The sequence below is a fragment of the Aureimonas glaciei genome, from assembly GCF_014643375.1.
GTDB lineage: Bacteria > Pseudomonadota > Alphaproteobacteria > Rhizobiales > Rhizobiaceae > Plantimonas > Plantimonas glaciei.
The window spans coordinates 262,540-269,529 of the sequence record NZ_BMJJ01000009.1; the positions used below are offsets into that span (position 1 = coordinate 262,540).

Annotated in this window: 12 protein-coding genes; 2 read left to right on the forward strand and 10 right to left on the reverse strand. The window is 62.3% G+C overall.

The features are described from left to right. Positions 1 to 40 precede the first annotated feature (40 nt). The 9 genes from IEX88_RS27320 to IEX88_RS18710 form a co-directional block, all read right to left on the reverse strand. The gene (locus IEX88_RS27320; protein WP_188853572.1) at positions 41 to 295 is read right to left on the reverse strand and encodes a DUF551 domain-containing protein; all 255 of its coding nucleotides are present in this window, start codon (positions 293 to 295) and stop codon (positions 41 to 43) included. After that, a complete protein-coding gene (locus tag IEX88_RS18675; protein WP_188853574.1) occupies positions 292 to 678 on the reverse strand; it encodes a hypothetical protein in 387 nt (128 codons plus the stop codon). Before IEX88_RS18675 ends, IEX88_RS27320 begins: the two co-directional genes overlap by 4 nt. Then, positions 675 to 1,046 (reverse strand): helix-turn-helix domain-containing protein, encoded by a 372-nt coding sequence (locus IEX88_RS18680; RefSeq protein WP_188853576.1) that lies wholly within the window; start codon positions 1,044 to 1,046, stop codon positions 675 to 677. The genes IEX88_RS18675 and IEX88_RS18680 overlap by 4 nt, the downstream gene beginning before the upstream one ends. Then, positions 1,043 to 1,306 carry a hypothetical protein gene (locus IEX88_RS18685; RefSeq protein WP_188853578.1) on the reverse strand — a complete coding sequence of 88 codons (264 nt, stop codon included), beginning with the start codon at positions 1,304 to 1,306 and terminating at the stop codon, positions 1,043 to 1,045. Before IEX88_RS18685 ends, IEX88_RS18680 begins: the two co-directional genes overlap by 4 nt. Positions 1,307 to 1,377: 71 nt before the next feature. After that, positions 1,378 to 1,764 (reverse strand): hypothetical protein, encoded by a 387-nt coding sequence (locus tag IEX88_RS18690; protein WP_188853579.1) that lies wholly within the window; start codon positions 1,762 to 1,764, stop codon positions 1,378 to 1,380. A 593-nt stretch (positions 1,765 to 2,357) separates the two neighbouring features. Continuing rightward, a complete protein-coding gene (locus IEX88_RS18695; RefSeq protein WP_188853581.1) occupies positions 2,358 to 2,864 on the reverse strand; it encodes a hypothetical protein in 507 nt (168 codons plus the stop codon). Beyond that, positions 2,861 to 3,079: a hypothetical protein gene (locus IEX88_RS18700; RefSeq protein ID WP_188853583.1), complete on the reverse strand. Its 219-nt coding sequence runs from the start codon at positions 3,077 to 3,079 to the stop codon at positions 2,861 to 2,863. Before IEX88_RS18700 ends, IEX88_RS18695 begins: the two co-directional genes overlap by 4 nt. Positions 3,080 to 3,182: 103 nt before the next feature. Continuing rightward, a complete protein-coding gene (locus IEX88_RS18705; RefSeq protein WP_188853585.1) occupies positions 3,183 to 3,863 on the reverse strand; it encodes a hypothetical protein in 681 nt (226 codons plus the stop codon). After that, positions 3,796 to 4,587 (reverse strand): YdaU family protein, encoded by a 792-nt coding sequence (locus IEX88_RS18710; RefSeq protein WP_188853588.1) that lies wholly within the window; start codon positions 4,585 to 4,587, stop codon positions 3,796 to 3,798. The genes IEX88_RS18705 and IEX88_RS18710 overlap by 68 nt, the downstream gene beginning before the upstream one ends. 309 nt (positions 4,588 to 4,896) lie before the next feature. On the opposite strand from IEX88_RS18710, the gene IEX88_RS18715 reads away from it, so the two are divergent. Beyond that, complete coding sequence (locus IEX88_RS18715; protein ID WP_244640337.1) at positions 4,897 to 5,559, forward strand: LexA family transcriptional regulator; 663 nt, start codon at positions 4,897 to 4,899, stop codon at positions 5,557 to 5,559. Positions 5,560 to 5,566: 7 nt separating this feature from the next. On the opposite strand, the gene IEX88_RS18720 is transcribed toward IEX88_RS18715, so the two are convergent. Next, positions 5,567 to 5,809 (reverse strand): hypothetical protein, encoded by a 243-nt coding sequence (locus IEX88_RS18720; RefSeq protein ID WP_188853590.1) that lies wholly within the window; start codon positions 5,807 to 5,809, stop codon positions 5,567 to 5,569. Between the two features lie 387 nt (positions 5,810 to 6,196). Between IEX88_RS18720 and IEX88_RS18725 the strand changes: the two genes are divergently transcribed. Then, positions 6,197 to 6,990, forward strand: a 794-nt coding sequence (locus IEX88_RS18725; protein WP_188853592.1) for a DUF7666 domain-containing protein, incomplete at its 3' end; no start/stop codon positions are given.

Sequence of the window (6,990 nt, forward strand, 5' to 3'; positions counted from 1 at the left end):
GCGGCTTGGGCATGGGAGAGGACGGTGGCTGTTGGGCAGGTCATGACTGCACCGGAGGGGCCGGGAGCGGCATCCAGTGGGTGAACCCGTCAAGGAAGGTCGTCTGATTATAGGCGCTATCGACCCAACCCTCTGGCGTGTCGTGCCAGTCACTGTCGCAATAGCGCCCAGCCTCGCCGCACTCATGCTGTGGGACGCCCCAATAGCAGTTAGCATTGCGGCCAAATTCATCGTGCCACAAATCGACGATGGTCCCGTCCTTCGGAGCCGTCTCGATTGGCTGCCACTTGCTCATGCCGCCTGCCCCTCTCGCTCTGCCCGCTCAATCGTCGTGCTAATCGGTTCGCTCACAAGGGCGGGGATAGGGGTCGCAGGGGCGTCAGGGAGAGGCATCCATAGGGTTGGCGGCTCTTCCTTGGTGAAACCGCCGTCTGTCGACATCCAGCCGGCAGGGGAGCCGCCATGCATGCAGCACCAGAAAGGATCTTCGGGCTCGCCATACTCAGGGCAGCGGCACTCGCCACCGCAATCGCCAATGATCGGCGGCTCGGGCTCGCACCAGAACCCGGCCGTCACCCGGCAGGTCGAAAGGCCCTCGTTGTTCTCGAGATATCGGCCGAAAAGGATGATCTCTGTGCCGTCCTTCGGAGCCGTCTCGATTGGCTGCCACTCGCTCATGCCCGCCACTCCACGCCAGCCGACAGCGACACAGGCACCTGCCCCGTCACGAAGCCGTCCACAGTGCTCTGATTGACCTGGACGACCTTCTTGCGAATGATGAAGCCGTCGAACTCGACGAAATCCTTCGGGGCCTTCGGCTCCTGCTCGGGAGCCTCCGCAGCCACCTGCCGAACAGACACGCCATCCATGAGTAGATGCTGCCGGACGGTGCTTGGGTTGAAACCCATCGCATGGGCAATGCCGTCGACCGACAAGCCCTTCTCGCGAAGCTCCGCAGCACGCTTGCTGTCTTCCGCGCTCCAGAATTGGTTGCCGCTGGGGATGCCGAGAAACCGCCGCCTACGAGCTAAGACGGGAACGGTCACGCCAACGCCTTCGCCTGGTCGCACACCTTCACCCGCGACTTGACCATCTGGTGAATCTGCGCGTCCTGTTCTGGCGACCAGACCGTCGCATCGGGACGGATGCCAGGGTTGCGAAGCCGGTCACGACGCCGGGCAACGCTGTTCTTGTGGATGCCGCCGAGGCGCTCTCCAACTTTGGGCAAGGACAATCCTTCGCCGAGATAGCGCTGGAGATCGGCGTCCATCTGATGGGTCCATTTGATCGGGAGTTTGGCGTTCATGTCAGATCTCCTCGGCCGGGTATTCGACTGGTTCGTAAGCGGCCATCTCTGGAGCCCAGAGGAACGCCCGGTCAGCGAGAACGCGACTGCTGGCCAACAGCCGCTTCGCCCGCCACATGCGAAACCAGTGCGGAAAGCATTGCCTCCATCCGGTCGAGACGCTTGGTGAGTTCCCAATGTTCATTCGCCATTTCCTCAAGGTTCTTGTTGGTCTTGGCCTCGCGCTTCATGCGCTCCTCTAGGAGGCGCACTGTCTCGCTTCCGTCGATCCGGCGGGCCGCGCCGTACCAAAGGTCCCTCGTCCGGCTGTAGGACCAGCGGAGGGAGACGTGAGCGGCGCGGATGCGCTCGCTGACGCTGCCGATGGCTTGAGGCCAAAGGTCCCTCATCAGCTCGCTGGCACCTGACACAGTCGAGGCATCAGACATTTCGGAGTTCTCCGACAACTTGTTGGACAAGTGACAATCTCCATCCCTTACGGTTACGGGTATGGAGAGCACGACGAAACGAACGGCAGATCTCTTTGAAGACCGAGCCCTTGGCGGGGCCGGCACTAGCAACGCGGAGGACTGCAATCCCCCCGTTGACGATGCGAACGGCTGCAACCGTGGCGCATCCTTGATTGAGTACTGGGAGGGTCGCAGGCTCGCGAATAGGATCGCTGAGCAGCGCCGCCTCAAGAGAAAGACCGGCGAGGCCATTGGGAGGACTAGCCTCGCCGGCGTTTACCGCGGCCGGGAGGCAACCGCGGATTGGAATGGGGAGTTGGCCAATTGTCACCGTGGCACCAACTTAACTCGGTCGATCCCCTTGCGGGTCGGATGCCTAGCACGCCCCTCGCACACGGCGAGGCCACTGCATTTGAGGATCTGAAGCGCCTGAGAAGTGGGCCATCCTGCCGGAATGCGAGCCTTTTGCGCGAGAACCGCGTTAGTTCGCGCCCCTGGCTCCGAAACGCTTTTGATTAGGGCGACAAGGATATGATCCGCAGCACTGCTCGGAGGGTTCCCGTTGACGAGCGCTTCCAAATCTGCGGCTGTTTTGGGAGCGTTCATGACGCCCCCTTTTGGGCAATGAGAGCGCTCAGAACGGCCGCAACAATGGAGCTGGCGGCAGTACCGCAGACCAATAGAGCTTCGCCGCTTGATAGGCCGTCCGTCATATCATTCTCGTTCACATCATCCGGGAATATCGCCGCGCTGAAGATTGGGCCAGGGAGCCCCGCACGAGCCCACAATGGGGACTGTTGCGTGACGTACACCCACCCCGGAAAGAACCTCTCCATGAGGCCGACTGCCGCATCGACTGAGCTGGTGAGCGGCGAAACCTTATCGGTCCACTCGACATGAACGCCGCACCAATCGTCGGCGTCCACGTCTTCCATCTCGAAATCAAGGTAGCCCTCATCTTTCGACTTACGCAGACCGAAGATCTGACCAAATGGGGCATGCGGGACATGGTTGAGAGCGATGCACAGATCAGCATCTATGCGCGGGTCTGCACCCATGGCCTCTTCCACTCTCTCCAGAAGCGAGCGTAGTGTTTCAACGTCGCTCATGCCTCAGCCCCCGAATGTTTGATGATCTCGGACAATGATTTGCCCATCCACTTGAACGTACGGACCCAGAGGCTGCCGAAGGCGAAAATGCACATGGTCGCGAGGGTGAAGTCAGTTGAGGCAAAAGCTCCCCAAGCCTTGATCCCGCACCAGCCGGTGAACATCATCGCGAACAAAGCCGCGAACAAATTGAGGAACATCGCTGCAGACTTCATGCCCGTCCCTTCCTGTGGTGATGCCTATTCGCCGCGGCGATCAGCCCGGAGATGCCGATGAACGCGCCTGTGAAGGCTGCGAGGACGTGGCTGAGGATCGCGCTCATGCGGCACCCTTGGAGAAAGGCGCGAACGATGGAACAGGGATGCGCTGAGGGCCGCGCTTCGGAGCGTCCGGCACATGCGCGACGTCTTCGGGCGTGAGCGGCCGAGAGCGCTGCGCCATGGCAGACGGCGAGCGAAATTTTGCGAACTGGTCGGTGCTCTCGCGCTCTGGAATGCGCTGCGCTTCGGCGGCGGCCTTGAGCCTCGCAATGCCAGCCGCTACGATGGCTCGCGTTTCGTCTGACAGCTTCTGCGGCTGGTCTGGCGACGCGAGCGCCTTGGCGTCGGCCTCAAGCCTTTTTGCCCGGCCAAGCCTTTCGCGGAATGGGTCGGTCTTCTTGCGAAGCTCAATGCCGAACTCTGCCGAGGATGGGCAAAAGCCCTTGCCGAGACGGCCAATGAGGAATGCGGCCACGACTTCACGGACCGCCCAAAGGGGCTCGCCCTCAGACGCCATCCTCATCGCGCCGAGGACCCCGGCATCACCCGCACCGTTCGACATCGGCAATGTGAAGAGCTGGGCCACGATTGGCTTGGCAATGGTCCACGACGCTGGCTCAAGCTTCGACTGCGCGATGGCCGTCTCCCGAAGGACTAGGGCCGTTTCGCCGTCAATGCGCGCCGCTGCGACGTGTGAACTCGCCGTCGAATACTCGCTGATCTGCTTGTTCTGGCTCATCGTCGTTCCTCATCATTGCTTGGTAGAGGCGTTCGTTCTGGCGAAGGGGTCTGGGAGGCGGCTCTCTGACCGCTGCGCACATCCACGCCACAGGGTCGATCACTCGGTCGGCTTCGGCCTGTCGGATCTTGGAGAGGACCATCCGGCAATCGTCCTTGCCGTCCCTCAAGAGCTTCCCGATGACGGACTTCGCTCCTGCTATGGTCTTCCCGGTCTGGCGGACGATGGAGGCTGTCCCCTCTCGCCAAAGCTCATCTCGAATGTCGATTGGCGACGCCTTGGCGTCAGAGGCGTTAGCCTCTGTTCTTCTTTCTGGGTCTGGCTTCTGGTTAGCATTGCCCTGGCATTGCTTTGGCATTGCGTCCGCATTGGCCGCACGTTGTTTTTGCTGAGGTTTCTGCCACCGCTTTTCAGCGGCCTGTTTTCCTACCTGCGATTTTTCCGAACGGTAGACTTGCTCTTTTTCGACGCGGCCATTCCAAAGACCGCCATCGACCCGAAGGATATTGCCGTCCCGAACGAGGCTTTCCAGAGCCTTCTGAAACTGCGAATTCGACGCCCCGCAGAGGCGGGAAAGCCTGCTGTGTTCCTCGACCAGAGGCTCGCCGCGCTCGTACATCATCGCGATCAGGCTGATGTAGACGCCCGTCTCGGCTGCGCTCATGCCCCGCGAACCGGCAAGCCAGTCCGAAGGGAAGAACCGCACCCAGGGCAACGCGCTCACGCAGCCATCTCGCTGCGCTGGGACGCGAGCCATTCAAAGCTCACGCCTTGGATGTCACGCTTTTTGCATGCGCTCACGACGCGATACCAATGCTCCGGGGCAATGCTGCCTCGGCGCCTCATCTGGCGTGCTGCCTCGTATCCGCAGCCGACATCTACCGAGAACTGGGCGATGGTGGGCCACCGGGCGATCAGGTCAGGAATGGAAGTGGGCGTACTTTTCTGCATCCACTACACGTACTTTAGGTACGGCATGTTGTGCAAGCGAAATCGTACATCACGCACGGAAAGAGTTTTCTAGAATGCGCGAATGGTAGAGCCGAAGGTGAGACTGCGGGAATTGCGCGAGAAGGCGGGGCTATCCGGCCCGGCTGAAGCGGCTCGTCGGTTCAAGTTCAACGAGAACACCTACACGTCGCACGAAAACGGCAACCGCCCGATTTCGAAGAAGGCAGCTCAGAAGTACGCCGAGGCGTACGGCGCGACTGCCGGATGGATCTTGTTCGGCAATGACAATCAATCGCCAAGGCCGGCGGACATTCTGCCCCAAGTTCCTATTCCGGCCTCGGAGCTGGTAGGCCCAACCGATTTCCCGGTCTATGCAGCGGCGCAGGGCGGCAACGGGCACCTGATCGTATCCTTTGATGCGATCGATTGGGTGAAGCGCCCGGCGCCCCTCGCACGGGTCAAGGGCGGCTACGGCCTCCTGATAGACGGCGAGTCGATGACACCGGCATTCCGCCCCGGCGACACCGCGCTTGTGCACCCTCACCTACCGCCAGAACGCGGAACCGACGTGATCCTGTACCACACTCCGCCGGATGGCGAGGCAGAGGCAATCATCAAGCACCTGATCGGCTTCAGCGATCGGGAATGGACGCTTGAGCAATATCGGCCGCCGGAAGAGTTCAAGGAGTTCCGACAGGAATGGCCGATCTGCCATCGGGTCGTAGGGAAATACAGCCGCAGATGAGCCCAGCTTAGGCCGCCTCAGCCATCTCGGCGGGGACCTGGCCGTGGATATACAGGATCTTCGCGTCATCGAAGTCGCCCGTTTCCGGGTCGCCCGTTCGTGAGAACGCCACGACACCGGCCTTCTTCAGAGCAAGCCGCTCCGCTGTCCGAGTAGCCTGACCGGCACTCTGCATTTGGACCGCCGGGTCTGCGATAAGCATCCCGCGCTTCCCGATCTCAAATGTCTGCACCACAAAATACGTAAGCATGTCACGCGCTCCACTCGCTGTTGATGCCCTAACGTGACTCCAAAATGAGAACAGAACAAGAACCTTTTTGAACCTGTGGATTGGTGTGGACAATGATTCGCCCCAGCCGCACGGCATGAACTGCGTCCGCACATTTTGAACGGAAAATCGGCTGCGCCGTACGAAAAGTACTTGACCCTCATCCGTACGTAAAGTACGTTGGGTTTATCGGCAAACGCAACACGCCAGCGACCGCCAACCCAGGAGGCTCCCATGACCCCGCCGGCTAAACCCGGCACCCCCCCTCGAACCTGACCGTTCGGTTTCCGGCGCCCTCCCCGCCGGTTTCCCAACCGCCAGCACCCCGCAGAACACGGCAACCCCGCCGCAGATGGAGCCCCGCAGACCATGACCAAGCGCAAGACGGCTGCGGCCGATGCAAAACCCGACGCCGTTGCCGAGACGCCCGCCGTGCGTGAGGTCGTCATCGCCTACAAGGGCTTCAACGCCGACCTGACCTGCCGCGATTTCCAGTACGAGATCGGCAAGACATATACCCACGAAGGCAAGGTCGAAGCCTGCGAGGCCGGGTTCCATGCCTGCGAACATCCGCTTCATGTCCTGCGCTACTACCGCCCCGGCACCAGCCGTTTCGCCGTGGTCGAAGTCGAAGGCAAGCTTTCCCGCCATGGCGACGACAGCAAAGTCGCCGCCGCCGAGATCACGATCAAGGCCGAACTGACGCTGCCTGCGTTGATCCAGAGCGCCATCGAATATGTGACGGCGAAGTGCGGCCCCGCGAAGGTTCAGCACGCGACCGGAAAGAATGACGCGGCCACCGCCTCGGGCAACTCCGGCGCGGCCACCGCCTCGGGCGACTCCGGCGCGGCCACCGCCTCGGGCGACTCCGGCGCGGCCACCGCCTCGGGCTACTACGGCGCGGCCACCGCCTCGGGCTACTACGGCGCGGCCACCGCCTCGGGCTACTACGGCGCGGCCACCGCCTCGGGCAACTACGGCGCGGCCACCGCCTCGGGCTACTCCGGCGCGGCCACCGCCTCGGGCGACTCCGGCGCGGCCACCGCCTCGGGCTACTACGGCGCGGCCACCGCCTCGGGCAACTCCGGCGCGGCCACCGCCTCGGGCAACTCCGGCGCGGCCACCGCCTCGGGCAACTCCGGCGCGGCCACCGCCTCGGGCAA